The 26,535-nt window shown below is 44.6% G+C and carries 23 protein-coding genes; 10 read left to right on the top strand and 13 right to left on the bottom strand.

All coding sequences use genetic code 11. The features are described 5' to 3' along the window. Window positions 1-15: 15 nt before the first annotated feature. From ACEN8J_RS09540 to ACEN8J_RS09510, 7 genes are all read right to left on the bottom strand, one after another. Entirely contained in the window at window positions 16-1,053 is a 1,038-nt protein-coding gene (locus ACEN8J_RS09540) for an aldo/keto reductase (RefSeq protein WP_340932274.1), read from the bottom strand. Window positions 1,054-1,358: 305 nt separating this feature from the next. Then, window positions 1,359-2,465, bottom strand: a complete 1,107-nt coding sequence (locus ACEN8J_RS09535) for a Gfo/Idh/MocA family protein (RefSeq protein ID WP_029515177.1) — start codon at window positions 2,463-2,465, stop codon at window positions 1,359-1,361. Between the two features lie 75 nt (window positions 2,466-2,540). Beyond that, a complete protein-coding gene (locus tag ACEN8J_RS09530) occupies window positions 2,541-3,269 on the bottom strand; it encodes a ThuA domain-containing protein (RefSeq protein ID WP_029515175.1) in 729 nt (242 codons plus the stop codon). Between the two features lie 36 nt (window positions 3,270-3,305). Then, window positions 3,306-4,478: a Gfo/Idh/MocA family protein gene (locus ACEN8J_RS09525; RefSeq protein WP_039273095.1), complete on the bottom strand. Its 1,173-nt coding sequence runs from the start codon at window positions 4,476-4,478 to the stop codon at window positions 3,306-3,308. Window positions 4,479-4,530: 52 nt separating this feature from the next. Beyond that, on the bottom strand, window positions 4,531-5,586 hold the full coding sequence (locus ACEN8J_RS09520; RefSeq protein WP_176715732.1) for a LacI family DNA-binding transcriptional regulator: 1,056 nt from the start codon (window positions 5,584-5,586) through the stop codon (window positions 4,531-4,533). A gap of 172 nt (window positions 5,587-5,758) precedes the next feature. Continuing rightward, on the bottom strand, window positions 5,759-6,616 hold the full coding sequence (locus tag ACEN8J_RS09515) for a GRP family sugar transporter (protein WP_029515170.1): 858 nt from the start codon (window positions 6,614-6,616) through the stop codon (window positions 5,759-5,761). Window positions 6,617-6,752: 136 nt separating this feature from the next. Further along, window positions 6,753-7,592, bottom strand: coding sequence for an AraC family transcriptional regulator (locus tag ACEN8J_RS09510; RefSeq protein ID WP_029515168.1), 840 nt, complete (start codon window positions 7,590-7,592; stop codon window positions 6,753-6,755). A gap of 243 nt (window positions 7,593-7,835) precedes the next feature. Here ACEN8J_RS09510 and ACEN8J_RS09505 point away from each other — a divergent pair, with 243 nt between their 5' ends. Next, window positions 7,836-10,070 carry an alpha-galactosidase gene (locus ACEN8J_RS09505; RefSeq protein WP_495594434.1) on the top strand — a complete coding sequence of 745 codons (2,235 nt, stop codon included), beginning with the start codon at window positions 7,836-7,838 and terminating at the stop codon, window positions 10,068-10,070. A gap of 144 nt (window positions 10,071-10,214) precedes the next feature. Here ACEN8J_RS09505 and ACEN8J_RS09500 read toward each other — a convergent pair whose 3' ends face one another. Beyond that, window positions 10,215-11,201 carry a Gfo/Idh/MocA family protein gene (locus ACEN8J_RS09500; protein ID WP_069011833.1) on the bottom strand — a complete coding sequence of 329 codons (987 nt, stop codon included), beginning with the start codon at window positions 11,199-11,201 and terminating at the stop codon, window positions 10,215-10,217. Between the two features lies 1 nt (window position 11,202). After that, window positions 11,203-12,222 carry a Gfo/Idh/MocA family oxidoreductase gene (locus ACEN8J_RS09495; RefSeq protein ID WP_495594433.1) on the bottom strand — a complete coding sequence of 340 codons (1,020 nt, stop codon included), beginning with the start codon at window positions 12,220-12,222 and terminating at the stop codon, window positions 11,203-11,205. Between the two features lie 180 nt (window positions 12,223-12,402). Between ACEN8J_RS09495 and ACEN8J_RS09490 the strand changes: the two genes are divergently transcribed. Continuing rightward, on the top strand, window positions 12,403-13,269 hold the full coding sequence (locus ACEN8J_RS09490; RefSeq protein WP_209947488.1) for a MurR/RpiR family transcriptional regulator: 867 nt from the start codon (window positions 12,403-12,405) through the stop codon (window positions 13,267-13,269). A 78-nt stretch (window positions 13,270-13,347) separates the two neighbouring features. On the opposite strand, the gene ACEN8J_RS09485 is transcribed toward ACEN8J_RS09490, so the two are convergent. Continuing rightward, the gene (locus ACEN8J_RS09485; RefSeq protein ID WP_069011827.1) at window positions 13,348-14,475 is read right to left on the bottom strand and encodes an NAD(P)/FAD-dependent oxidoreductase; all 1,128 of its coding nucleotides are present in this window, start codon (window positions 14,473-14,475) and stop codon (window positions 13,348-13,350) included. A 150-nt stretch (window positions 14,476-14,625) separates the two neighbouring features. On the opposite strand from ACEN8J_RS09485, the gene ACEN8J_RS09480 reads away from it, so the two are divergent. The 5 genes from ACEN8J_RS09480 to ACEN8J_RS09460 are packed head-to-tail and all read left to right on the top strand — an operon-like array spanning window position 14,626 to window position 18,902. Further along, window positions 14,626-15,333: a lantibiotic protection ABC transporter ATP-binding protein gene (locus ACEN8J_RS09480; RefSeq protein ID WP_069011825.1), complete on the top strand. Its 708-nt coding sequence runs from the start codon at window positions 14,626-14,628 to the stop codon at window positions 15,331-15,333. A 1-nt stretch (window position 15,334) separates the two neighbouring features. Next, the gene (locus tag ACEN8J_RS09475; protein WP_165146497.1) at window positions 15,335-16,066 is read left to right on the top strand and encodes a lantibiotic immunity ABC transporter MutE/EpiE family permease subunit; all 732 of its coding nucleotides are present in this window, start codon (window positions 15,335-15,337) and stop codon (window positions 16,064-16,066) included. 1 nt (window position 16,067) lies between these two features. Continuing rightward, on the top strand, window positions 16,068-16,826 hold the full coding sequence (locus tag ACEN8J_RS09470) for a lantibiotic immunity ABC transporter MutG family permease subunit (RefSeq protein ID WP_165146500.1): 759 nt from the start codon (window positions 16,068-16,070) through the stop codon (window positions 16,824-16,826). 37 nt (window positions 16,827-16,863) lie between these two features. Then, window positions 16,864-17,523, top strand: coding sequence for a response regulator transcription factor (locus ACEN8J_RS09465; protein ID WP_029515155.1), 660 nt, complete (start codon window positions 16,864-16,866; stop codon window positions 17,521-17,523). Next, window positions 17,514-18,902 carry a HAMP domain-containing sensor histidine kinase gene (locus tag ACEN8J_RS09460; RefSeq protein WP_165146503.1) on the top strand — a complete coding sequence of 463 codons (1,389 nt, stop codon included), beginning with the start codon at window positions 17,514-17,516 and terminating at the stop codon, window positions 18,900-18,902. Before ACEN8J_RS09465 ends, ACEN8J_RS09460 begins: the two co-directional genes overlap by 10 nt. A 298-nt stretch (window positions 18,903-19,200) precedes the next feature. Here the strand turns inward: ACEN8J_RS09460 and ACEN8J_RS09455 are convergent, their stop codons facing one another. Further along, window positions 19,201-21,252: a fibronectin type III domain-containing protein gene (locus ACEN8J_RS09455; protein WP_340885569.1), complete on the bottom strand. Its 2,052-nt coding sequence runs from the start codon at window positions 21,250-21,252 to the stop codon at window positions 19,201-19,203. Between the two features lie 378 nt (window positions 21,253-21,630). Here ACEN8J_RS09455 and ACEN8J_RS09450 point away from each other — a divergent pair, with 378 nt between their 5' ends. Then, entirely contained in the window at window positions 21,631-21,960 is a 330-nt protein-coding gene (locus ACEN8J_RS09450) for a DUF3817 domain-containing protein (RefSeq protein WP_495594432.1), read from the top strand. 206 nt (window positions 21,961-22,166) lie between these two features. Here ACEN8J_RS09450 and ACEN8J_RS09445 read toward each other — a convergent pair whose 3' ends face one another. Continuing rightward, window positions 22,167-22,418 carry a YolD-like family protein gene (locus ACEN8J_RS09445; RefSeq protein WP_029515150.1) on the bottom strand — a complete coding sequence of 84 codons (252 nt, stop codon included), beginning with the start codon at window positions 22,416-22,418 and terminating at the stop codon, window positions 22,167-22,169. Between the two features lie 202 nt (window positions 22,419-22,620). After that, window positions 22,621-23,190 (bottom strand): TetR/AcrR family transcriptional regulator, encoded by a 570-nt coding sequence (locus ACEN8J_RS09440; RefSeq protein WP_029515149.1) that lies wholly within the window; start codon window positions 23,188-23,190, stop codon window positions 22,621-22,623. Window positions 23,191-23,327: 137 nt separating this feature from the next. Between ACEN8J_RS09440 and ACEN8J_RS09435 the strand changes: the two genes are divergently transcribed. Then, window positions 23,328-24,791, top strand: coding sequence for a DHA2 family efflux MFS transporter permease subunit (locus tag ACEN8J_RS09435; protein ID WP_069011926.1), 1,464 nt, complete (start codon window positions 23,328-23,330; stop codon window positions 24,789-24,791). A gap of 207 nt (window positions 24,792-24,998) precedes the next feature. Further along, window positions 24,999-26,534: a nickel ABC transporter substrate-binding protein gene (gene nikA / locus ACEN8J_RS09430; RefSeq protein WP_081317590.1), complete on the top strand. Its 1,536-nt coding sequence runs from the start codon at window positions 24,999-25,001 to the stop codon at window positions 26,532-26,534. Window position 26,535: the final 1 nt, after the last annotated feature.

Here is a 26,535-nt window from a genome sequence, read left to right as displayed (position 1 = left end):
GTCTGTCTTATATATTTAACCCAGGATTCTTCGTTTGTCTGCTTGTAACCAGTCAGGCGTCCATCCTTTTTCCAGGGCATCCAGGGTTACTCCTGGCGGAACGATAGCATCTATCGCATCCAGGATATCAGTGTTTAATCGAATGTCACTGCCTTTTAACGTTTCACGTAGTTGCTCAATTGTTCTTGCCCCCACTATAGCAGAAGTAACTGACGAATGAGCTTGTGTAAATGCCATGGCAAGATGAGGCAAAGTTAATCCTGCTTCATTTGCAAGGGTTTGGAGCTTAGCAACGGCTTCAAACTTGGTTCGGTTTTCTTCTCGATTTGGGTCTACAACTGTTGAAAGTTTCCCTAGAGAACTCGCTGCTCTTGAATCTGGGGCAACCGCTTCTCCTGAGCGGTATTTTCCCGTTAGTAGACCACCCGAAAGTGGGCTCCAAACCATTACGCCCATTCCATATTTTGCAGTTGCAGCAAGCAAATCGAATTCGATACTCCGATTCACAATGGAATATGGGGCTTGCTCGGATACAAAGCGTGCTGTATTTTTACGTTCGCTAGTCCACTGTGCTTCGGTCACTTGCCATGCCTGAAAATTGGATGTACCAATATAGCGAATCTTTCCTTCACGAACCAGGTCCGTAAGTGCGTCAAGACTCTCTTCAATGTCAGTATGGAGATCTGGCTGATGTAGTTGATACAAATCGATATAGTCCGTTTGCAACCTTCTCAAGCTTCCCTCTACTGCACGCTTAATCCAATATTTAGAGTTACCGGATTGATTAAGCCCACTGCCCATGGGCATTCCGCCTTTCGTGGCCAGAATAACATCCTGTCTGCGTCCTTTTAGGATGTGACCCAGAATTTCTTCGGATTGACCACTTGAATAGACATCCGCTGTATCGATCAGATTAATGCCTCCAGCCAAAGCCTCATCTAACATGACTGCAGCTTCTTTCTCCGTATTGTTGCCCCAAAAACCCAAAGTACCTGTACCTAATACAAAACTGCTTATTTTAAGGCCTGTATTTCCTAATACACGATATTCCATGTTCAATCCATCCCTTCTCCATCTGTTATAATTAGAATGATCATTCTAATATTCGTAGAAGAGCTCCACGGCAAGATCTCACACTCACACCACTCCCCATAACTTTTGGCTTCTTATCCGTGTACTCCTCCCACGCCAACAATATAACATATCTAGAACAACCGGTAAAGAATGATTTTATACCCGCAATTAAAATCCTTCCTGAAAATGAACTAAGAAGACTCCAAGCCCCGGTCAAAACGGAGCTGGAGTCTTCTTTTTAATAGAAATGAACATTCAAAGCGGGATGTAAAATTTACATTATTTTACACATCTAACGTATACAAGGGCAGGTTTTCCGGTAAAGCCGCCGGGCGCTGACATGTGCTCTGCATCGTATAAAAGGTCTGCTGATCGGAAGAATCATGGAACGCCCACATCGCTTCCAGCACATGGTAGGCCAGTTCTCCACTAGCGCGGTGAGGCCGTCCGCTGCGGATAGCGTAGGCCATATCGGCAACACCGATGCCCCGTGTATTCTCCTGGTATCCTGGCAGCAGCGGTACCTCTGTCCATTCTTGCTCGCCTAGCAGCCTATAGCGAACTGGCCCTCCGAACGTGTTCGGGTCAGGCACCTGCAGCGTGCCATGAGTACCGTAAACCTCAATCGGTGGCAGAGTGCTTCCACCAAAGATGTCAAAGCTGGTAATCAGCGTACCGACAGCTCCCTGCTTAAAGCGCAGCAACCCGGCCACATGGGTCGGAATATCGACTGGGATAGTCTGGCCTTTCTTTTTCTCGCTCGTAATCGTTCGCTGGTCCATCGCCTTGCCTGTCATGCCCGAAATGGCAGCAATCGGACCCAGCATTTGCACCAGAGCCGTCAAATAATAAGGGCCCATATCAAACATTGGACCGCCGCCGACTGCATAATAAAATTCAGGATCAGGATGCCAATGTTCATGTCCACGGCTCATCATGAAAGCCGTAGCGGCTACCGGACTCCCAATGACTCCGTCTTCAATCAGCTTCAATGATGTCTGTATACCGGAACCGAAGAAGGTCTCTGGTGCGCAGCCGACAAGCAGTCCCTTTTGATGAGCAAGATCCAAGACAGCCTGACCCTGCTCACGGGTGACGGCAAGTGGCTTCTCCACATAGACATGCTTGCCTGCCTCAAGAGCTCTGAGACATACGTCGGCGTGAACGCCCGGAATGGTCAAATTAATGATGAGTTCGATCTCCGGATCAGCCAAAATCTCATCTACCGAATATACATGCGGAACGTTGAACGCTACCGCCTGCTCCTCTGCCCGACCTTGGTCCAGATCCGCTACAGCGTACAGCTCCAGAATGTCGAAACGATGGCAATTTTCCATGTAAATTCCGCTAATTTTACCACACCCGATAATGCCTACTTTCATTTTGTTCATGCCTAGACTCCCTTCTTCTTCAGAAAAAATGGATAATGGCATTCTTTTGTTACATCGGATACCATCCTGTTCACCCTAGCGTTGCTGGTTGTCTGTCATGCCTGTATAAGCCTCTGCGAGAGAGCTGCCCCGGGTGGCCACCGCCTGTTTGCCTGCTGCTGCCCACAGAAATCCGCTGCGCATCATCTCGGTCACTTGAGGCATATCTATGATATCTGCGTGATGCCCCAGCGAATTGTAGAAGACGCGGCCGTTCCCCCAGCGCTTCGTCCATACAACGGGCATATCCACTGGCCCATTAGCTGAATGGGGGCCTGGTACGATCGGAAAGCGTGTGGTTGCCAGCACTTCAACTGCTGGGTCTACGTGGAGGTAATACTGCTCGCTTTTGACCTGAAAATCCTCAATATGGTCTAGAAGTGGGCTGGAGCCGCGCTTCATGTTCACCATGTACTCTACGCCGTCATTGCCGGGATGCGCAACCCATTGCCCGCCTGTCATAAACTGCCAATCCACATTGTTCCGGAAGGCATCACACATGCCACCATGGCAGCCTGTGAGACCTACGCCGCTTTGAACCGCAGCGGAGACATTATCGACCAGTTCCTGCTCAATCTGTCCCATGGTCCACATTGGAACGATCAGGTCCAGGTCAAGCAGTTTCTCTGCATCCTGGTAGGCTTCAAGGGTATTAGACACCTCCACCTCGAACTGCTCTTCCTTCAAAATGCGTTCAAAAATGGCCGCCACCTGCTCCGGCTCATGTCCGTTCCATCCGCCCCATACAATCAGTGCCTTGCGCATCTGTAATCCACTCACCTTTCGGAATGTATTGTTATACTACATTTCTTCAATGGATACCCAGCGGCGTTCCTCTATGGATCGTTCTACCGCTTCAAGCACAGCCTGACAAGCAACACCGTCACGGAAGTTCGGCGACGGTTGCCTTCCTTCAGAGATGGCACTCAACATCTCAAGCATCTCATGGGTGAAGGTATGCTCGAATCCAATCGTATGTCCTGCAGGCCACCAAGCTTCAGAATACTTGTGTGCCGGATCGGTGGCGAGTACGCGGCGAAAGCCCTGAACGTCTTCCTCATCCTGTGTGAAATACACTTCCAGTTCGTTCATTCGTTCAAAGTCAAACCGCACACTGCCTAGGCTACCGTTGATCTCGAATGAATTGGTGCTCCGATGTCCGGCAGCAAAACGTGTGGCCTCGAAGCTGCCCAGCGCACCTCCGGCGAAGCGTGCCAGGAACAGCGTGGCATCATCGACTGTCACTTCTCCCATTGGAGCATTTGCTTCAGTGTTTCTTTTGGAGCTCAACCCGCTCATCTCCAAAGCTAACGGGCGCTGCTGGATGAATGTCTCGCTCATGCCGATCACTTCATGGAACTCGCCAACCAAGAAGCGAGCGAGATCAATCAGATGGGCGCCAAGATCACCATGAGAGCCAGAACCGGCCACGTCTTTTTGCAGCCGCCATACCAGCGGGAAGGACGGGTCCATGATCCAGTCTTGAAGGAAGAAGGCACGAAAATGATAAATTTTGCCTAGGCGACCGCTCTCGACTAGCTGCTTTGCCAGCTGGACAGCCGGTGAAAAGCGATAGTTGAAGCCTACCATATGTCTGACCCCTGCTTGCTCTGCTACCTGCAGCATGTCACGTGAATCCGCCAGCGAGAGCGCAAGCGGCTTCTCACAGAACAGATGCTTGCCATGGAGGGCAGCCTCCACGACAATTTCTTTATGGGCATTACTCGGGGCGTTAATATCAATGAGATCAATATCGTTACGTTTCACTAGATCACGCCAATCCGTAACACTTTCGGTCCAGCCGTACTGGCGGGCAGCTGCCTGAACCCCCTGCTCGTTGCGTCCACAGATAACGGACATCTCTGGCTGCAGCGGGGCATCTGGGAAGAACATGGGTAGACTTCGGTAAGCGTTGCTGTGAGCCTTGCCCATAAATTTGTAGCCAACCATTCCGATACGAAGACGATTAGACATGTCGTGATCCTCCTTATGGGTCTGAGTTTCAACGAATTTTTGACGAATGGTGTTATTGACGAATGGATGACGCCCTGATAATCAGTTCTGTGGATAGGAGTTCTCTTATTGAGTCGCACCCGGTTAGTTCCAGAGCCGGAATGAGATGCTGAGAATCGGGTATAAGCTTCGAGGCTGCAAGCTCCCCCATCTCATAAAAAGGTACGCGGACACTGCTTAGCGGCGGAACAGCCATCTCAGCCGCATCCGAATCGTCATAGCCTACAAACGCCGGAAACCGGTCAGCTGCCAGTCCGCGCTCACGGAGACCCTGCATTACCCCAAGAGCCATCCGGTCGTTCGCCGCAAATACAGCATCAATATCATTCAATTGGTCTGCGATTGTAGCTGAGGCTTCGAGTCCGCTCCGACGGCTATAGTTACCTTCCAGAAGCAGTTCGTGGTCATATTCAATCCCAGCGTCCTGAAGCGCGGTACGATAACCCTTCATTCGCTCAGTACTATTGGAATAGATATCCGGGCCGTTGAGAAAGGCAATCCGCTTGTATCCCTGCTCGATGAGGTGACTTACAGCCGCCCGGCTGCCTTCTACATGGTCTGCATCCACTTCACAGAACGATTGCCCTTCAAAATGGTGATTCATGACGCAGAACGGACGTCCTTCTTCCTGAAGCCTCTTTAGAGCTTCCACCTCATCGTGGTCATCCCTGGCTCCAAGGATGATACAGGTATCGATCCTTTGCTGACGGAAAAGACTACTGTAATCAATCCGTTCCCCCGGCTTCCGGAACAATAGAAGCAGATCAAGTCCGCTGTCTCTAGCCTTGTTTCCGATACCGCTCAGCATCTCAGAGAAAAAATAGGCTGAGAACAAGTGCGCCTTCGGGACATAAGGCATAACCACACCAAGATGGCCACTCTTCCTTCGGGCAAAGTTACGGGCCAGCGCACTGGGAACATATCCAAGCTGATTGGCTGCGTCCAGAACCCTTCTTCGCGTATCCTCTTTGATAGGACCTACCGCATTCAAGACCCGGGATACTGTCGCTTCAGACACGCCGGAAAGTTCGGCTACTTCCTTGCGCGAAACAATATTACCCACCTCCAAATCATTTTATGTACGCGCGTACATTTTCTCATGCAGTCCTACCTCTGTCAATCCCAAAAAGCGTACCCCATAGATGGATAAGCTCTTTTCGTTACTAAAAGAACGTGGTCTCGTGGTTCCTACTGGCAAACAGTCAAAACACCTGATCATATACAAGATACAAAATGATTCTTTAAGGCTTGAGCATGCTGATCATTCCTACTCCTATCATCAGTACTGTAATTCCCGCAAGTATACCTATCCATTCCTGAGGACTCTTCTTTTCCTTAAATATTAAAATGCTGCCAACACAGGCAATAGCAATGCTCGCTTGAGAGATCGGAAAACTAGCCGCCATGCCGATCAGCCCATTGGAAATAAATAGTGCTAGATTCGCAATGCTCCAAACCAATCCTGTCGACAAATTGCGAACCACCAGAGAGAATCGTAGCCGCTTTTTGCCCTTCAGATTCATGGCCATGGCTGAGCATAGCATACCGAGCGATTGCGGCAGAATGACGGATAGCCCGGATATATGAAAAAACTGATTAATCACGACATAACTGCTTAACGCTAACCCCGAGCAAACCAACATTATGATAATGGGTACCGGCAAAGGCTTGGGCAATCCAGCAGACTTGCCCTGATAGCTGGTTAACAGAACTCCTGCCAATATACACAGAAGAGAACCAACGCCTATCGCATATTGGTACCCTGTTATCCATTCACCCAAAATAAGTGCGGCAAATAGCGTCGTCCCTATCAACTGCAGACCACAAATCACAGGAATGGCGATCGATACGCTTACTTTTTGAAAAGCTTGAAACTGGAGCAATTGTCCAGCGGCCCAAAAAATACCAGATATAAAACTTACCACAAAATGAATCGGTGTTAATGAGGTAGGATGAATGGTGTACAAGCACAGGGAAAACAGCACAGCACCAATAACGGTACCTGTCAGCTGTTCTCGGGGACTGGCTTTTGTAATATGCGCCAGTATCGGCATAACTCCCCAGCCAAGGGCTGGAATAAAAGCAATAATGAAATTCACGCGCGAAATTCTCCTCCCGTAAAAAGTACTCTTCCTACAATCGTTAAAATGCCATGCAGGAAAAAATCCACAGTTTTACGATAGCAAAAAAAACCGCTTCTAAATACAAATATTTTTATAGATTTATATAGCAAAATCAAAGAAATTTTTTTCTATACGCGCTGGGTGATATGCTCATTACATTTTTAAAAGCTCGCGAAAAGGTCAACTGATCGGTATAGCCGACCGAATTAGATATGACCTGGATCGAATAGTCTGTATGCTGCAGCAATTCGCACGCTTTTTTAATCCTGAGGACTATCAGATATTGTTTAGGCGTTTCACCAGTTTCTAGTTTGAAAACGGAGGTCAGATAATTCGGATGTAGACCAAGGTACTCCGCTACTTCACTAATCTGGATGCCACTGATGTAGTTTTTCTCAATAAAGTTTATCGCTTGCACCGAATAAGGAAGCTGTTCCTTTATCGACATCGTTTCCCCCAAATTGTGTACAAGTTTGGCAAGAATATGGAATAAATACCCCTGTATAGCCAGCGATGAAGAAAGCGTGTTATCTCCGATCCGCAACATCTCAATAATCGTGGAATGAAAGAACGTAATATCTTCGATATCAATTATATAAGGGTTCTGGTGTGGAAGTGATATGTTCTGCAGGTAGATGTCGGATTTAATGCCCATAAAGCCGACCCAACTGTACTCCCAAGGCTCGGCTTCATCCGCCTGGTAATAAGCTACCCTATTGGCCGGAATTAAAAAAGCCTGTCCTTCTCCTATATCGTAATTTTTGTTGTCAATCACCAGCCTACCTCGTCCTTTTAGTACAAAATGAACCAGATTAAAATCGCGGGCGATGGGTCCAAAATCCTGTTTGGATAAGCAGAGCTCTGTGCCACAGTTATACAAAATCAAATCTGATATATTTTTATGCTCTGAACTGGTATACGTATCAACATATTGAATCATATTCTGGCCCATTGGCATCCTCCTCACTTTTCCAAATAAAGAACCTATGCTTGTTAATTTAACAGTATAGCATAAGTTAAGGATGACAAATGTCCAGAAAAAATTTGGCTCTAAACTATATTTTTTTGTAAGGTTCTTTGTTTTTCCCATATCCAACTTAAAAAAAGTCATGTATTTACTATCACTATCTTTGTTATGCTGATTCAATAATAACGCTTTCAAGTGGTTCGACATATTTTGAAAGGGGCTATGTACATGGCTAGTCTACAAGTTAACCAAAAGGAACGGACATTTCACTTAACGAACAAATACTGTAGTTATCTTTTCCGTGTCATGGAGAACGGGCAATTGGAGCATTTATATTACGGCAAAAAAATAGAGTACCTTGGTCAATATGACCGCTTTATCGAGCGAAGCTATCGTCCCGTGTCTGTCGGTGAGTTTGATAGTGACTTGGTGACATCGTTGGAAAGTATTAAGCAGGAATTTCCTTCTGCGGGAAGTGGAGACTTTCGAGAGCCAGCAATTGAGATCATACAGGAGGACGGATCTCATATAATGGAGTTCACTTATGACCATTACGAGGTAATCACTGGAAAACCTAAAATTCCTCATCTTCCAGCTACGTTTTGTAAGGAAGCACATGAAGCAGAGACACTCCTCATCACGCTGACCGATTCTCTTACAGGAACGGTGGCCGTGCTTGCTTACACCATCTTCAGCGAACTGCCCGTGATCACGAGATCCGTATCCATAACGAATTCCGGGAATAATCCCCTGAGAGTCAACCGTCTAATGAGCCTGAGTCTTGATCTTCCTGAAGCCGAATATGAAATTATTCATTTATCAGGGGCTTGGGGCAGGGAACGTCATGTGGAGCGTACACCATTGAGACCTGGGCTACAGTCGATTGGGAGCACTCGAGGAATTAGTAGTCATGTTCACAATCCATTTCTGGCGCTTGCCAAACCCGGATCACAGGAACACCAAGGAGAAGTATATGCGGTTAATCTCGTTTACAGCGGGAACTTTCTTGCCCAGGCGGAAGTGGACAGCTATTCAACTACCCGATTGATGATCGGCATTCATCCTGACAAATTCTGCTGGACCCTGAAGCCAGGAGAATGTTTTTATTCGCCTGAAGCAGTTCTGGTCTATTCTGAGAGCGGTTTAAATGGCATGAGCCAAGCATACCATAGCCTGTACAATAAACACTTAATTCGCAGCAGTTGGACCGAGCGGGAACGACCTGTATTGATCAATAACTGGGAGGGGACCTATTTTGATTTTACTGAGCAGAAAATAGTTGATATGGCAAAAAAAGCAGGTGAACTGGGGATTGAACTCTTTGTCTTGGATGACGGATGGTTCGGTCGAAGAAACAATGATACCTCTTCCCTCGGTGACTGGTTTGAAAATCCTGAAAAGCTACCGAACGGGATCTCGAATTTGGCAAAGAAGATCAATCAGCTCGGGATGAAATTCGGTCTTTGGTTCGAGCCGGAAATGGTTAACTCCGACTCTCATATTATGAGGGAGCATCCAGACTGGGTTGTGGGAACACCCGGCCGTCAACGCAAGCATGGACGTCATCAATATGTTCTTGATTATTCCCAACCGCCTGTCGTGGATTACCTGTTTAAGTTAATGGATGACGTGCTCTCTTCTGCTCGGATCGAATACGTAAAATGGGATATGAATCGCTGTATTTCAGAAGCCTATTCGTTATCTCTGGGCAAGGAAAGACAGGGCGAATTTTTTCACCGCTATGTCCTGGGTGTATATGCTTTATATGAGAAGCTGATTACCGAACACCCTGAGATTTTGTTTGAGTCCTGTGCTTCCGGTGGGGGACGGTTTGATCCAGGGATGCTTTATTACGCTCCGCAAGCATGGACAAGCGACGATAGCGAGGCTATAGAACGTCTGAAGATTCAGTATGGCACTTCCATGGCCTATCCGCTTAGCAGTATGGGTGCTCATGTGTCAAGCATCCCGAACCACCAGGTAGGCAGAACGGCACCGCTGCAAACTAGATCCAATGTCGCCTACTTTGGTATATTCGGTTATGAACTTGACCCATTGGCGTTGTCCGAAGAAGAGTGCAATGTAATTAAAAAACAAATACAAGTATATAAACGTCACCGACGATTAATTACACAGGGAACCTTTTACCGTCTGCTAAGTCCCTTTGAAAAAAATGAAACAGCATGGATGACCATTGATGCAGAACGTGAGCATGCTCTCGTCGGCTGGTACCAGGTTCTCTCACGCCCCAATGCAGCTTATTCACGGCTAAAGCTCATCGGACTGGACGAAATGGCAGTATATTTCGTGGAAGAATTGGACCGACGTTTTACAGGCAGCGAGTTAATGAACATCGGACTTATACTCACCCCGCCTTATAAGGCTGACCAGGATTTTAATATTACGGAGAAATATGATTTTTCATCTGAATTATTCACTCTAACTAAAGAGACTTCCTCGTGATTGGATTATGACTTGAAGTAATGATATCAAAGACATGACTGAAGAGAGAAATCAAGGATTAAACGAAGAAGTGGTTATCCGTTATGCAGTGTCCGCTGTGTGGGAATTACGGATCAGAAGCAACTCAGTAATTGAGCTGCTTCTTTATTTATCAGGACCAAATACAAGATTGGCGGATTGCTTGGCTTTCTCAATGACATTCATGACCCTCTCGCTGTGTTCAAGCATTTCTGAGACTTTTTCCAAATCTTTTTCCTCGATGATACGGTCAAACTCAACGAATTCGTCATACATTCGATGGGGATGATCTTTCTGATCTACCCGGATTGGCGTTTCCTTATTCGCAGTGTAATCAAAGCAGTCGCATATATTTGCTGAACTTGCCATGTGTATATAGCCCTTATTGCCTTGAACGTTCACTGCATTGGGAGCCGTACTGTCTTTTGAACCTATGCAGACACACTTGAAGTCACCGTAATCAAGCAGCAGCATACCTGAAGTATCAATTCCACGCTCCATGTTCGCCCAATACTGCACTTTCTTCGGGCTCCCGAAAAATCCAACAACCAAATGAATATTATATAAATTAATATCCATCAAGGCTCCACCAGACATTTCCGGATTAAACGCAGGCTGGATTATTCCCGCTTTGAAAGCTTCATACCGAGATGAGTATTGAGAATAGTTGCATTCCACTATTTTGATCTCACCAAGCTTAGGTAGATACTCCTTCATTGACAAATAATTTTTCAAATATTGATTCGTTATGGCTTCCACCAATACCAGTTTTCTTTGCTGAGCAATTTCTTTTAGCTCTAGAAATTCTTGCAAATTGGAAGTAAACGGCTTCTCACAGATGACATGTTTACCACTCAATAATGCCTCTTTCGCATATGAATAATGAAGATGATTAGGCAACCCGATATAAACTGTATCCACATCACGACTCATCAGCATCTCGCTGTAATCCGAATAAATCTGAGATATTCCATATTTACTTTGTAAATCCAGTAATTTCCCCTTGTGGCTAGGTCTAGAACAAATGCCCTTTAGTAAAATGGTCGGGATTTCCTGAATAAAGCTTAATAGATCCCCTACGATCATCCCTGCTCCGACAATTCCTAACTTCATTTTAGCTGCACTCCTCTATACCTTTTTCAAGTATTTCCATACACATTATCGTTTCTTCGTCTTTAATCACTTTTTCTTTACCAATTACGATCGACTGATACATATCGTCATACACTCGGGCATAGTCTCCCTTTTCAGAAACGATTTTATCTTCATGATACTCGCCCTTATCATCAAGGTATGTTAAAATGCCATAATGCTCAGGCTGGTCGATGCCGAAATCGGCGTGTCCCTTAGGCAGATAGTATAATTTAAGATGCTCCTCCTGACGATCCTTTGTCTGCTTTATAAAAACGCCTTTTTTGCCGTATACAACAAAACTCGGCCGCTCTTTTAAACGAAAAAAGCTGGATTTAATGGATACCTTAAGTGAGGGATAATAAAAATCTAGATCAAAATAATCATTCATTCTTCCAGAACCGAGCAATTGGCGCACGTCGTAATGGATCGTGTCAGGTTTCCCAAAATAGGCAAGAACCTGGTCAATGGTATGAGCGCCATGTCCATAGAGGTAACTGTTATATTTGGAAAAATGAGAAGTGGAGTTGGGGGTCTCAGGGCGGTAATAATCGAAATGCATTTCCACCTCCAACAAATCACCGAGTTTTCCTGATTCAATAACCTTCTTGGTAGTGAGGAAATCCGAATCGTAACGTCTGTTTTGATAGCACTGTATAATCAGATTTTTCTCTTTGGCATATTGGAAGATGGACACAGCTTCTTCTTTCGTTAACATAAAGGGTTTTTCAACAAGTACATTTTTCCCGTGGTCGAGTGCCATTTTCGCATAAGTGTAGTGGGATTCTACAGGTGTACAGATAACAATCAACTGAATTTCCTTATCGTTCATTAGAGATTCAAGATTATCAGTATACTGCACACCAGGGATTTTCCCCCACTCCCCTTTATCTGGATTACGGGCGTAGATCGTCTTTACGTTCAAATGATCTCTGGTCAATGAAAAAGGAAGATGATACCGATTGGTGCTTTTGCCATTCCCAATATAACCGATGTTAAGCATATTAATTCCCCCTAGGCTCTTTTTCATTTATTATAGAAGAAGAACGTTGATCGTAAAGGATTTGCCGCCAAAATGGTACAATCAACCGAATATTTTTAAAAATGTTTGTTTATTTTCAAACAAAATGTTTATTTTAGATCCTTTATCAAACGTCATTTCAATTGAACCGGAGTGAACCTGTTGAAAATACTGATGCAATTATCCGAAATGCAAAACTTTACACCAAACGAAAAAAGCATTGCATCCTATATTTTGCTTCATAAGGAAACTATCCTGCACTTAAATATTCAGGAGCTTGCAAAGGCAACATATACTTCGCATTCCGCGATTAATCGATTAACACATAAACTTGGGCTATCTGGCTTCAAGGAGTTCATAATCAAACTTGCTCGGGAGTTTCAGCAGAATACCCAGAACATTTCCAATGTAGACCCCAACTATCCATTTGGTTTTGATGAATCCCCACTTCAAGTGGCGAAAGAAATTGCAGAATTAATGAAGGAAACGATAGAAAAAAACTTTACATTCATGGATGATGATTTATTGTCGCAAACAGCCCTATTGCTGGATCAAGCGAAAAGGATCTTTATATATGCGTTAGGAGATTCACAAATCCGTGCGAAAAGTTTCCAAAATAAATTAGTGAAAATTAACAAGTATGTGGTTATAGCTACGGAGCTGTCTGAGTGGGCGTACCATACGGCTAATCTTACGCCACAGGATTGCGCTGTTTTTTTAACTTACCACGGAAAATCACCGATCTTTTTAAAAGCAGCAAAGCACTTTACACATGAAAATATTCCTTTTATCACAATTACAGCAACCAGTCAAAATGAATTGGCCAAACTCAGTAATATCTGTATCCAGGTGCCTAATGACGAAGTAAAACATGCCAAGATTGGTACATTTTCGTCGCAAATTGCCTTTGACTATGTATTAAATGTGATCTACTCCTGTATCTATAAAATTGACTACTTAAAAAACATGCAATTCGCAACACAATCGTTGAAGAATTCGCATCTCAATGACATGATGAATGACGTATAAAATAAATATAGTACTAAAACTAAAAGTCGCCAGTATGGCGACTTTTTCAGTATATATATTGTTCTCCTCAGTCAAGGATCAACTTTCAACTATTGCTTTTTGAATATCATAATCATTGATATCGATATCCAAGGCCATTCCAAGTACCAACTTTGCCAACTGATTTCCAATAAAGGGACCCATGGTCAACCCGGATGCTCCAAGCCCATTTGCCGCTATAAGGCCATTCCAGCCAGGAACAGCTCCGATCACCGGTAGAAAACCGGGTGTAAAAGGACGGAAACCAACTCTTACCTCCTGAAAAGTACTATTTGCTAAATCAGGTGCTAATTCTAAACCTTTATTTAGGATTTCTTGCGTTCCACCTGCTGTTACTCTTGTATCGTAGCCTTCGATTTCATTTTCGTGAGTCGCCCCTATTACGATCTTTTGCTTGTCAAAAGCAAGCAGATATTGATCAGAAGGCGGCATGATTACAGGCCAGGTGCCTGTGTCTTGCCTATTAGAAACCTGCAAATGCATAATTTGTGCTTTTTGATAACTAACCTTAAAATGAATGCCCAAAGGCAGCATCAGTTGATTGGCCCATGCACCTGCACAAACAATGACTTCGTCAGATGAGAAGCTGTTTGCACCGACCGTTACTCCTGTTACATGGTCGGAATCGTATTGAAGCACAGCATCCCCATGGATAAGGGTTGCCCCATTTCTTTGTGCTGATCGGATCAACGCATCACGCAGCGCCCGACCATCTATACGAGCGGCACCACTAATATGAACAGAATGGTAACCTTCTACTAACAAAGGAAATTGTTCATGGGTTTCCTTTTCATTTAGTTGCGTAATCTCACCGATTTCTGGCGCATCCGCTTGTCGTAAGTGTGCTCGCTCCTGCATTTTTTTAATTTTCTCCAAATCATTATGAATACTGAGAGCTCCAACTTGAGCATAGCCAGTTTCTGTTTCCCCCTCGCTTTTAAGTTCTTCAATCAATCCGGGGTAAAAACGTGCGCCCGCTTTGGCGAGCTGGTACCAAGCTTGATTGCGTCGCTGTGATAACCAGGGACAAATAATGCCAGCAGCTGCATCAGTCGCCTGTCCTTTATCTTTGCGGTCTACAAGAATGACATCAGCGCCCAATTTTGCTAACTGGTATGCTGTCGATGCCCCCAGAATTCCTGCTCCGATTACGATAACCCTCTTCATGAATACATCCCTTTCCTAAATCACTGTATCCATTATAGCGAATACCGCATGAATGCATAAAGTTTGAAACATTAATATTTCTATCCTTATAAAGTTCTTAGAATTGATCTGTAAAGTAGTTGTCAGAACGAATGAAAAGGATGAACTGATATGGATAACATTATTTTACAGACTAAAAATCTCTGCAAAACCTTTAGACGGCAACAGGCGGTGAACAACGTCACACTGTCTATTCAGGAGAATTCCGTCTATGGGCTACTTGGCCCAAATGGGGCTGGAAAATCAACCACCTTGAAAATGTTAACTGGTATGCTACGTCCGACAGGCGGTGAAATTTTATTCCAAGGAAAACCCTGGTCACGAAAATATCTCGCTCAGATCGGCGCACTGATCGAATCTCCTCCACTCTATGAGAATTTGACTGCTAGAGAGAATTTAAAGGTTCGTACAACCTTGCTCGGACTACCTGATTCACGAATTGATGAAGTACTGAACATTGTTGATTTGACTCATACCGGGAAAAAGCGCTCTGGCCAGTTCTCGATGGGCATGAAACAGCGGCTGGGCATTGCTATTGCGCTCCTCAACCATCCCAAACTACTAATTTTAGATGAGCCAACCAACGGACTTGACCCCATTGGCATTCAGGAGCAACGCGAGCTGATTCGCTCCTTCCCGAAGCAAGGAATTACCGTAATTCTTTCCAGTCATATTTTATCCGAAGTCGAACAAATCGTTGACCATGTCGGTATTATCGCTGGTGGCATATTAGCTTACCAAGAGGCGGTTACACCAGGACAAGACTTGGAATCGTTGTTCATGCAGATTGCACAGGAATACCGAAAAGGGGATGAGTAGGATGCAGCAATATATAGCCGCCGAGCATCTAAAATTAAAGCGTACCTTTACGAAAAAGCTGGTCTGGCTGGCCCCCATCGTTACTCTTCTTCTGTGTACCGTGCTCATGGGGGGACATATGCTCCAAAGCGCCAGCTACAATTGGTGGTATTTCATGCTGCTGCCAGGTGCGCTCACCTTAATATGCTCAGGAGTGATCCAAAAGGATGGCAAGAAGCTGAAATACCGTGCTGTCCTTGGCATGTCTGTAGATTTGGCTCAGGTATGGTACGGTAAAATCGGGGTTTGCGTAAGACTCTTAATGGTTTCCTCTATTATTTTATTTATAGGGATAACTCTTGGCGGATTCGTATTCTCAACTTCCGTGACACTAGCAGAAAGCGTCGCTGCAACTCTGATCCTCTTCATCACCTTTTTGTGGCAAGTTCCACTTTGCCTGTTCCTGACGGATCGAATAGGCATGTTTGCCACCCTAATCATCAACATGCTGGGCAACGTAGCCTGCACCGTCTTGTTCGCTACGTCTTCTGTATGGTGGGCGGTACCCTATGCTATACCAGCGCGATTGATGTGCGCCGTCATCCAAGTGCTGCCTAATGGGCTTGCCGTTCCTTCAGGAGATCCACTTTTGGATGGAGGCATAATTGTTCCCGGCCTGTTGATCACAGTATGTCTATTCATGATTCTGTCAGTGCTGACGGCCATGTCTTTCCGTAAACGGGAGGCTAAGTAAGATGATATCTTTCTTCCGCAATCTGAAATCTGACGTGCTTAAACTTCGAAGGCAGCCCTTATTGCTCGTGCAGCTGCTTGTGCCGATCTTGGGGATAGCAATTTTTCTAGCCTACTATTCCTTTACTCCGTATTCACCGATTTCGAAGATAGACGGCTATTTGCAGGTCCTGGCTGTGGTTCTTCCTATCATGATTGGTATTGTATGCTCCATTGCTGTTGAGCAGGAGTCAGTCGCTGGAAATTTCCAACACCTCTTGACCTCGCCGGTGAAGCTGTTACCTTTTTTGAGCAAGCTTAGCCTACTCCTGTGCTTGGGATTTGGCAGTGTGCTGCTTGCCTCAGGCGGCTTTGGGGCTGGCTATATATATCTTATGAAAGAGTCCCCGTATGGCTTGAAGTTTTATGTGTTGGCTGCCTGCATTCTGTTTGTGTCCAGTGTGTTCCTTTATATTCTGCATTTTTTCATTAGTTTGCGGTTCGGTAAGGGAGCTTCCATCGGCCTGGGTATTATGGAGAGTCTATTGTCCGCTTTGCTTCTTACAGGGCTGGGTGATCATAATTGGATATTCGTTCCCTCTGCTTGGGCGGCCCGGTTCATCACGATCTGGGTGCAATACGGCGTAAGCTCAGCTGATTCTATCCCTGAAGCTATACAGCTCGATTTGGGAATCAGATATTGCGTAGTAGGGACCTTAGTCATCATGGTATTATTAGGGTTATGGATTTGTCGTTGGGAAGGACAAAGTTCGTTGGAGTAAAGATTAGAGTAAAGAAAGCAAGGGATGTGAATAAAGCATGGCAAACTTGTTGGCCGTTGATGACGAACCCGCCGTTTTGGCACTCCTTCAAAATATTTTGCAGAAAGATGGCCATGTTGTCACGGTGGTCTCCGCCTCCCCACAGGTTCTCACCATGCAGCTCGGAGCATTTGATCTTATACTGCTTGACGTGATGATGCCTACCATGGACGGATTCACACTCTGCCGGGAAATTCGCAGCAAGGTAGACTGTCCGATACTGTTTCTTACCGCAAAATCCATGGAGAACGATGTGATGTTGGGGCTTGGGGATGGAGCCGACGATTATATTGTCAAACCGTTCGGCACTGGAGAGCTGCGCGCACGAATCAACGCCCATCTCAGACGGGAGAATCGTGAACGGCGTAATGTATTCTGCATCGGGGAAGTTCATTTCAATCTGTCTGGCAAGGAAATCACCGTTCAGAATGTTGTAGTCCCGTTTACCAAAAGTGAATATGAGATATGTAAGTTTCTAGCTTTGAACTGGGGGCAGGTATTCTCTAAGGAGCAGATTTACGAAGCGGTCTTCGGCTTGGATGGGGACAGCGATTCCGCCACCATTGTAGAGCATGTCAAAAATATCCGGGCCAAGCTTGGCAAAGTAGAGGTTTCTCCAGTGGAGACGGTTTGGGGGATCGGCTACCGATGGAAGTAACCAAAGTACAACAAGCACGCAAGACTACCAAATTACGAACCATTTTCCTGGGTTATTTAGTTATGTTTTGTATTGGGACGATTGCGCTCGCTCTGTTCCTGGTCCTCATCTTCTATGCCCTGATATCTTATGGGGCCATTCTTCCCGCGAACTATGCGGAGAAGCAGGTACGGGAGGACAAGTCAATCATTGAAGCGGGCAAGACCCTGCAACCGAATTCTCAGATAAAACTGTATAAGTACGCATTGTTCACTTCGGAAGGCCGCCTCATTGAAGGAAATCTTTCTGAAAACCAGGCCCAAGCCGCTTGGAGTGTTACGCAGCAGAGCAATACTGCGTATCAATTTCCCTATAACTATGTAAAAGTTCCACATCATGATGAAATTACTGTGATGCGCTATTCTGTCTCGGCACAGTTTGAACTTCCTATCCTGCGTCAATATCTGCCGAACGCAGAATTGTCCTTTTTGGCCGTGTTCTGTATCGCCTTCCTGGGGGGAGGTGCTTTACTGGCTTCCTCCTTCGGACGAAAGCTGGCACGTAAGATGATCGGATTGCAGCAGGCTACCAAACAAATTCAAGCACAGGATTTGGACTTCTCAATCAAGTTCAGTGGCGTGATGGAGATCGATCAGGTGCTGCATTCCATGGATAAAATGAAAGAAACTTTAAAGACATCGCTTCAGAAACAGTGGAATCTCGAAAAATCCCGCCGCGAGCAAATTTCCGCTCTAGCACACGATGTCAAAACACCACTCACTATCGTTCGTGGAAACGTAGAGCTACTGTCCGAGACCGAACAGTCCGAAGAGCAAAAGAACTATACGGATTATATTGCGGAAAGCACCAGGCAGATGGAGCAGTATATTAAAACTCTCATTGACATTTCAAAAGCGGAAACACTAGTCACCCTGCGGGCGGAAACGATGGACGCTGACTTCTATTTATCGAAAGTGAAAGATCAGATAATGGCCTTGGCTGCTGTCAAAAAAATATCTGTAGCATTCGCTGTATATAACCTCCCTAAGACGCTGTATGCAGACCCAGTGCTACTTGAGCGTGCCATTATGAATGTTGCTTCTAATGCGGTAGATCAGGCGCCTGAATACAGCGAGATCCAGCTGATCGTAGAATCTGTTGAAAACTGTATTCGGTTCAGCATCGTAGACGAAGGCCCGGGCTTCTCTCCAGCAGGTCTCAAACAGGCCGCCGAGCAGTTTTATATGGGTGATTCATCCAGAAGATTGAGTGGACATTACGGTATGGGCCTGTATATAACAAAATCCATTGTCAACCTACATGGCGGACAACTGATCATCACCAACTCCACCCAGACAAGCGGCGGACAGGTAAGCATTGAGATACCAATCAGTGCATGAATCATACAAGCGAGAATCAATCCTATCGTATACCTTAATCATTCCAGGTGCGACCAAGCCTGATCAGATCGAAACTAATCTTCAAACGCTGAGTATTCAACTAACTGTAGAAGATCTTAAGCAGCTTAATATCATTTTAGTCAAAATAACTTGTTTACAGAGTAGCTGATTGTCAATTTATAACTCTATTAGCGGGCGCTTATAAAGCGCCCCTTTTCGCATTTTACGTACACTTATTGGATAGTAGACAAAAAGGAGTTCTAAAGTTTTCACTTTAGAACTCTTTTAACAGATGCATTTATTTGGTAATCGTAATTTGTTTGGATGCAGTATTATAGTTCACCTGATACCCCGAAAGCTCGCTAATCACTCGTAATGGAACCAGCGTGTAGCCGTTAACAATAACCGGAGCTGTGATGTTCGTCGAATAACTTCGGGAGTTGTTTAACTCATATACGGCAAGGGTCGAATTCTTGACTTGAAGCACTACCTGTTTGCCGTCTGTAGGTCGATTCAGAATAATCTTTTTGGTCGATTTTTCATAATTCACCTCGTAACCTATCCGTTCACTGATAAAGCGCAGCGGGACCATCGTCGCCCCATTAATGATCCGAGGAGCCTGAGCCATCGTCGTAGCACGACCATCGACATAAGCTGATTTAGCTCCTGGTGTCAGGGTGAACGAAGATGAATAGGAGGAAACCGCATTGTTAGGATATGAAGACGTTGTACCAGAAGTGGTTGTCGTAGTAGAACTCGTCCCGAATGATGAACTACCGGTACCAATCGCTCTATTGCGAATAGCTTCTAGCCGATCCAGCAGATCGCTTTTACGGGTTCCGCTCGGCAGATCACTGATTGCATCTCTGGCAGAACGCCAGTCGGACGCATTTAGACTGTTTTCCGCAATTCGCATCAAATCTCTTGCTTTCTCATAGTTCGATGAACTAGATGAAGAAGAGTAGTAACCATCCGAATCTGTGCGTTCTGATATCTTTACACCGCTAGATTCTCTTCCATTGCTATTGACAGTCACGACCTTAATCTCATACCAGCGTCCTTCTCGCAAATCCGTGATTTTATAGGACTCAGAGCTTGTAGTCCCCTTATAATCACCATCCACATATATCTTCACCTTGTCGGCTCGACTCGGCATATCATAGGTGATTTTGATCCAGGTGTCGCTTTTGCTATCTACTTCAAGATTGGACACTTCTGACGAATTGGAAGACGTACTGTCCGTTGTGGCAGTTAGTCTCACACCGGAGGACAATGTACCTGTGCTTCGCTTAGATCTTATCGTGAACGTATAGGTCTGGCTTGCCGAAAGATTGTTGAAAGTATAGGATGTTCCTGTTGAATCGGTTACCAGTTGCCCGTCCTTATACAGACTGACCGTACTAATTCCGCTAGGCCTTGTCCAGGAAACAGTAACACTATAGTTATTAACTGATGTCACTGAAGCACCTGTCACATCGGGCACGATATCGGTAGAGACCGTAGAAGTTGTAACTGGAATACTAACTCCTTGAGATATATTTCCGGATTTGTCTATCGTTTTGACCGTTACGGTATAGGCTGTGGCAGCATTCAAGACATTAAACGTGTAAGACGTGCCTGTGGTTCTTTGAATTTCTGTACCATTTAAATAGACAATCGCTTGGCTTAAGTCAGCATCCTTAGGCAATATGTAATTGATGGTAAATCCATTATATCCTACATTCGTCGCTGCCAGTCCGCTTACTTCTCCTGGTGGTGTCTTATCCACAGGACCATCAACGGAAGCCGTTTTAGCCTGTATTGTTGTACCGAGAGATTCATTTCCACTCTTATTCACCGTTTTCACGCGAAAGGTATATGTCGTGTTCGGCTGTAAACCGCTTAACATATAAGAGTTACTTCTAATGTTATCTACATACACATCGTTAGTAACACCAACCACTTTTACGTGGTCAAAATTGATGTCCGACGGATTGTTCCAGGACAAATTTACTTTTGTTGTTTCTGTAGGAACCGCTGTCAGATTGCTTACCTCTGCCGGCGCGATATTCGCAGTCACCATTTGGCTCGACATTACTTTTAGCATTTGGTTAAGATAGGTGTTCTGACCATAACCTTTGGTTAACGTAGTCACTTTCGGACCTGAAGTAACAGGCACTTGACTACCTTGAGCGGTTGCTAATTTGGTATGTAACTGTGTTGTATTTAGGCCTGTCAGATTTGAGTAATGCCTCTCAGTCGGCAACGCGCTAGCCACTGCATCGGGTGTCAAAATGCCATATCCCGTATTCAAAATCAGTGTAGCCGTTGCGAACGGAGCCATCCATTGACGCAAACGTTTTTTATTCATATTCTATGCTCTCCTTGATACCAGTATGGAAATTTTATTTGTCAAAAACTAATAAGTTAAGCTTACAAGCCCTTCTGCTGCAATCCAGCTTTTAAAATATGTACCATAATGTACACACGTTCATTTAACTGTTATCGGAATTTGCATACAAAATGTTTAGGCTTCACACCGTATTTTTACTGATAGGGGGTCGCGCATACAATAGGGATACACATTTTGACAAGTTAAATGAAATTACAATTATCGTTTCCAGGAGCGCTAAGCTGTGTGACGTTGGCATCTGCCGTAAATATTCGATATATCGTAACTTTCTACCGTTTAATAACAATGCATTATAGGATATATTAAATTTTAAGTAATAAGAGAAAGAGGTGTATTATGTTCAAAAATGCCTTTAAGATGTTTGGTGTCATTGGTAATATTGAAGCAATTTCATATCTACTGCTTGTGTGTATCGCTATGCCACTTAAATACGCAGCTGGAATACCGCAAATAGTAAGCTGGGTGGGTATGATCCATGGGGTACTGTTCGTGGCTTATGTTGTAGCGACTGTGGTCATGCTGATTATGCGGAAAATAACGCTACTGCAAAGTCTTGCTGCCTTGATTGCCTCACTTTTGCCGTTTGGCCCCTTCATTTTTGATCGTAAGGTGCTTAAGAAAGCCGAAGCACGTGCGAGTCATACCAGCCCGATAAAAGCTGCATAAGCATATACAAGGGCAAGTGCCAATACAACAACGCGGCTTTCTCTTCCCACTCATGCAGCAGTATACAAAAACAACCGATGGCTCTAAACCACTCGGTTGTTTTTGTATACGCGAATTTTAAATTGTTACTTTCCCTCGCAGTAAGGGAGACTCTAACTTTGTCATTCTTGTTGTCCCTTTCTGCTATATTTATGTAATCACAACAACTAATCTCTCGGGTAATTTACACTCATAATATCCATAAAAGGAACTTTATCCGTTTCTCCATTACTCTCTACATGAACCTTCCCTGTTCTTGGGTCCATTTTAACAATCTGTCCGCGGGTTGTTTCTGCGCGTCCCCATACGGTCAATACAACCTCGGATTGCTCTCGTTGTGCTTCTACAAGCTGATTCCCGATTTCCTCCAGTACAAATTCATCCCGAGTAGGCCGTTTGGGTACCTTCGCTTTTGCCACTTGCTATCACCCTTCCTTTCGTGCAAAATCAAAATCAAATTCATTCTATTTTACCATACTTTTCATCATTTGGTGCTGGTAATGTGAGTAAAATTACGTCTCAGAACCACAAAAAAGCCGAGTTCTCAAAAACGAGAACATCGGCTCTCTAAAGTTACTTGTTGGAGCTCATTAGGAGAGATTGAAAATTGAAGAGACAGGATTATTTGACCAACTGTGGAATGTAATCCACGATATTATAAATAGGAGCACTGCTCTGTTGCGTAACGGCCAAAATCAATGCACCTTCGAGCATCGAAATGATAAGTACCGCCAGACTGCGTGCCTTTTCCTCGTCCCAGCCCGATTCCTGAAGACGCTCCATATAGATGTGCTGCCAATCTGTAAACGTATTCACACAAGCATGACGTAGCGATTCACTAATACAGGAAGTTTCCGCAGCAGCCCAGAAGCCAATCGGCATGAAGTCGTTAAAGCCGGTACGGTCTGCCTCCTCAGCTGTATTACGAATAAAATCCTGAATGGCTAGCACTGGATTATCATTCCCGTCCAGTGTCTGTTTTAATTTTTGCTTTATAAACTCATTCCCTCTTCTTATGCACTCCAAAGCCAATTCTTCTTTACCACGCGGAAAATAATAATAAAGTGACCCTTTCGGTGATCCACTCTCCGCAAGAATCTGATTCAGTCCGGTCGCGTGATACCCCTGATGAAAAAAGAGCTTCGATGCGGTTTGTACGATATTCTCGTATGATTCGGGTTTAGCAGCCATATACAGCATCCTTCATTATTTAATATTTACAACTTATACTTTGACAAAAAAATAACAACATGTTTATTATATATAGACCGATTGTTATAATTCAACACTATTAATTTATTTGGAGGAACAAAAACAACATGAGTACAATGAGTCAAACAAGTTCACCCTCTGAACCCAAAACGTTCAAGGTGCTACCTATTATGATTGCGCTGCTCCTTAGCGGCTTTATTGGGATGTTCAGTGAAACGGCACTTAACATTGCACTGAATGATTTGATGCAGATTTTGCATATTACAACTGCAACAGCCCAATGGCTGACAACCGCTTATCTGCTTACACTTGGTATTTTAGTACCTGTATCGGGATTGCTGATTCAAACCTTTACGACAAGACAGCTGTTTGTTACATCGTTGCTGTTCTCAATAGCTGGTTGTCTCGTTGCTGCGCTTGCACCTACTTTTTCAGTGCTATTGATCGCACGTATTCTTCAGGCCATTGGCACGGCGTTGTTATTGCCATTGATGTTTAACACCATCTTGATCATTTTCCCAGCTGAAAAGAGAGGCGCGGCTATGGGGATCATCGGATTGGTCATTATGTTCGCACCGGCAGTGGGCCCTACCATTGCAGGACTGGTACTGCAAAATCTGTCTTGGCACTGGATCTTCTGGATCTCCCTTCCGTTCTTGGTTCTCTCACTGATTTGCGGTATTTTATTTATGCAAAACGTTTCAAAAACGACCAAGCCCAAAATTGATTTTTTATCTATCCTGTTATCTTCCATTGGCTTCGGCGGTGTCGTGTTCGGTTTCAGTAAATCCGGAGAAGGTGGCGAAGGTTGGGCTAGCCTGATGGTTCTGCTTCCTGTGATTGTCGGTCTGATATCGTTGATACTGTTCTCTGTACGTCAATTGAAAATGAAGCAGCCTATGTTGAATTTGCGTGTATTTAAATACCCTATGTTTGTTATTGGCGTTATTATGGTGTTCCTATGTATGATGACGATCCTTTCTACGATGCTGATTCTTCCACTCTTTTTGCAAAAGGGGCTGGCTCTGTCTGCTCTAACAGCAGGTTTAGTACTTTTGCCCGGTGGGATTATCAACGGCCTCTTGTCTCCTATTATGGGTTCATTGTTCGATAAATTCGGTCCCAAGTGGCTTGTCATTCCAGGACTTGTGATTGTAGCTGCTGTTTTGTTTTTCCTGTCCGGCATTACAACAACATCAACTCTTGTACTCATTATTGTGCTTCATAGCTGCTTGATGATCGGCATTTCCATGATTATGATGCCAGCTCAGACAAACGGCCTAAATCAGCTCCCTATGGATCTATACCCAGACGGAACAGCCATTATGAGTACGCTCCAACAAGTTGCTGGTGCAATCGGTACAGCTGTAGCGGTAAGCATTCTCTCCAAAGGTATGGAAGGCTATTTGAGCCAATCCAGTATGCCTGAATCCGTAAATGAAATGGCCAATGCCATGACAATCGGATCACAAAATTCATTTTTCTTTGCGATGATCATCAGTGTGATCGGGTTGATCCTTGCCTTTTTCATCCGCAGAGTTCATGTTGAACATGGCACTGCCAAAGCTCCCATGCACTAATTCATAATTTTCATGTGACCCCAAATTAAAAATATGTGAATAAACTTAAAGACTGCTAACCATATCACTATTGGTTAGCAGTCTTTTTGATATGAATTTACATACACATTCGTCAATTACATATTTACAAAGCACCTTCATTTGGTTACGATATGATTTATGAGTTAAAGCGTAAAAATTACGATTACTATTAAGGAGGACTCCCTGTTGTTTAAACGTTCTTATTTTAAACTATTTATACCTGCGGTAATGGCGGTGATGATGGCAGCCTGCGCTTCATCTCCGTCAGCTTCACCCTCTCCATCTGCTGCACCACAAGATAAAAGTGTCACCTTATTGTTCAACGTGCAAAGCCCTACTATAGACCCCCATTCAGATGTAAATTACACAGCTGTTCGTGCTGGAGTAAGTGAAACACTGATCAAAGTGAACAAGGATCTTAAGCTGGAAGCTTGGCTTGCAGACAAATGGAACAGCAAGGACGGACAGCACTGGACCTTCAACATCCGATCAGGTGTGAACTTCCACAGCGGTAAAACCGTCAATGCTGCTGCTGTCAAAGCCTCTTTGGAAAGAGCGTTAAAGCTCAATCCATCGGTCAAAAATGCGCTACATATCCGTGATATTCATGCGGATGGACAGATTTTGACCATTACGACAGACAAGCCTTTCCCAGAATTTGTGTCTGAGCTGGTTCATCCGAATACGGCTATTATAGACACCACAGCTACAGGTGACCTCCCATCTGGGACGGGACCGTTCAAGGTTGCCAGCTTCCGTGCTGGAAGTGAACTGAATTTAGATCGCAATGAACAATATTGGAACGGTGAAGTAAAGTTGAAGCATGCCAAATTCATGTTTAACGAAGACGCCAATGCACGTCAGCTTGCTTTTCAAGCCAAAACTGCTGATATTGTGTATCGCCCGCCAATTGAAAGCCTGGAGCTATTGAAAGCTGATTCTACTGTTAAGGTTGACTCGCTTCCTAGTTTGCGAACGCATCAACTTATTTACAATATGAACAATAACGATCTGAAAAAGACGGCTGTGCGTAAGGCATTCGATAACCTGATCAACCGTGATGAGATTGCCAGCGGTATTATGTCCGGCCAGGGAACCCCTGCTCAAGGGCCGTTCTTGCCCGACTTTCCATTTTCGCCGGAATATATTACGAAAAAATTTGATTTAAATGCTGCACGAGAAGGCTTCAAGCAAGCTGGATATACAGTGCAGAACGGAAAAGTTGCAACCCCTGACGGCAAGCCGCTTCAACTTACATTACTAACTTACCAGTCGAGAGCGGAACTTCCACTCATTTCCCAGCTGATTCAGGCTAATGCTAAAGAACTTGGCATTACGATTGATATCCGTCAGGTTGATAATATTGACGAATATCTTACCGCTCATCAGGATTGGGATTTAGCGACTTATAGTAGCATTACAGCCCCGCGCGGCGATGCAAGCTATTTTCTAAATGCGGCTTACATGCCTGAAGGAGCACTAAATTATGGGCGTGTGCATGTACCGGAACTCGCGAGTATGATTTCACAGCTGAACACAACCGTGAATGAGGAACAACGCAACAAGCTGGCGCTGAAAGCTGTCACACTGATTGACCAAGAAAATCTGCAATCCTTTCTGGTCCATCCAAACAACGTAGTGGCCTATCGCGATTACGTACATAACTGGGTAACTAGCCAAAGTGAATATTACTTGCTAACCCAGGACCTGGATGTGAACTAGC

It is taken from the genome of Paenibacillus sp. Paensp38 (assembly GCF_059491915.1).
Note: the sequence above shows the minus strand (reverse complement) of the source record. Positions and strands in the feature narration are given on the sequence as shown.

Bases quoted from the DNA above. Each gene is read 5' to 3' on its own strand.
- ACEN8J_RS09540 (WP_340932274.1), bottom strand. From the start codon at position 1,053: ATGGAATATCGTGTATTAGGAAATACAGGCCTTAAAATAAGCAGTTTT.
- ACEN8J_RS09535 (WP_029515177.1), bottom strand. From the start codon at position 2,465: ATGAACAAAATGAAAGTAGGCATTATCGGGTGTGGTAAAATTAGCGGA.
- ACEN8J_RS09530 (WP_029515175.1), bottom strand. From the start codon at position 3,269: ATGCGCAAGGCACTGATTGTATGGGGCGGATGGAACGGACATGAGCCG.
- ACEN8J_RS09525 (WP_039273095.1), bottom strand. From the start codon at position 4,478: ATGTCTAATCGTCTTCGTATCGGAATGGTTGGCTACAAATTTATGGGC.
- ACEN8J_RS09510 (WP_029515168.1), bottom strand. From the start codon at position 7,592: ATGGGCCAGAATATGATTCAATATGTTGATACGTATACCAGTTCAGAG.
- ACEN8J_RS09505 (WP_495594434.1), top strand. From the start codon at position 7,836: ATGGCTAGTCTACAAGTTAACCAAAAGGAACGGACATTTCACTTAACG.
- ACEN8J_RS09500 (WP_069011833.1), bottom strand. From the start codon at position 11,201: ATGAAGTTAGGAATTGTCGGAGCAGGGATGATCGTAGGGGATCTATTA.
- ACEN8J_RS09495 (WP_495594433.1), bottom strand. From the start codon at position 12,222: ATGCTTAACATCGGTTATATTGGGAATGGCAAAAGCACCAATCGGTAT.
- ACEN8J_RS09485 (WP_069011827.1), bottom strand. From the start codon at position 14,475: ATGAAGAGGGTTATCGTAATCGGAGCAGGAATTCTGGGGGCATCGACA.
- ACEN8J_RS09480 (WP_069011825.1), top strand. From the start codon at position 14,626: ATGGATAACATTATTTTACAGACTAAAAATCTCTGCAAAACCTTTAGA.
- ACEN8J_RS09475 (WP_165146497.1), top strand. From the start codon at position 15,335: ATGCAGCAATATATAGCCGCCGAGCATCTAAAATTAAAGCGTACCTTT.
- ACEN8J_RS09470 (WP_165146500.1), top strand. From the start codon at position 16,068: ATGATATCTTTCTTCCGCAATCTGAAATCTGACGTGCTTAAACTTCGA.
- ACEN8J_RS09465 (WP_029515155.1), top strand. From the start codon at position 16,864: ATGGCAAACTTGTTGGCCGTTGATGACGAACCCGCCGTTTTGGCACTC.
- ACEN8J_RS09460 (WP_165146503.1), top strand. From the start codon at position 17,514: ATGGAAGTAACCAAAGTACAACAAGCACGCAAGACTACCAAATTACGA.
- ACEN8J_RS09455 (WP_340885569.1), bottom strand. From the start codon at position 21,252: ATGAATAAAAAACGTTTGCGTCAATGGATGGCTCCGTTCGCAACGGCT.
- ACEN8J_RS09450 (WP_495594432.1), top strand. From the start codon at position 21,631: ATGTTCAAAAATGCCTTTAAGATGTTTGGTGTCATTGGTAATATTGAA.
- ACEN8J_RS09440 (WP_029515149.1), bottom strand. From the start codon at position 23,190: ATGGCTGCTAAACCCGAATCATACGAGAATATCGTACAAACCGCATCG.
- ACEN8J_RS09435 (WP_069011926.1), top strand. From the start codon at position 23,328: ATGAGTCAAACAAGTTCACCCTCTGAACCCAAAACGTTCAAGGTGCTA.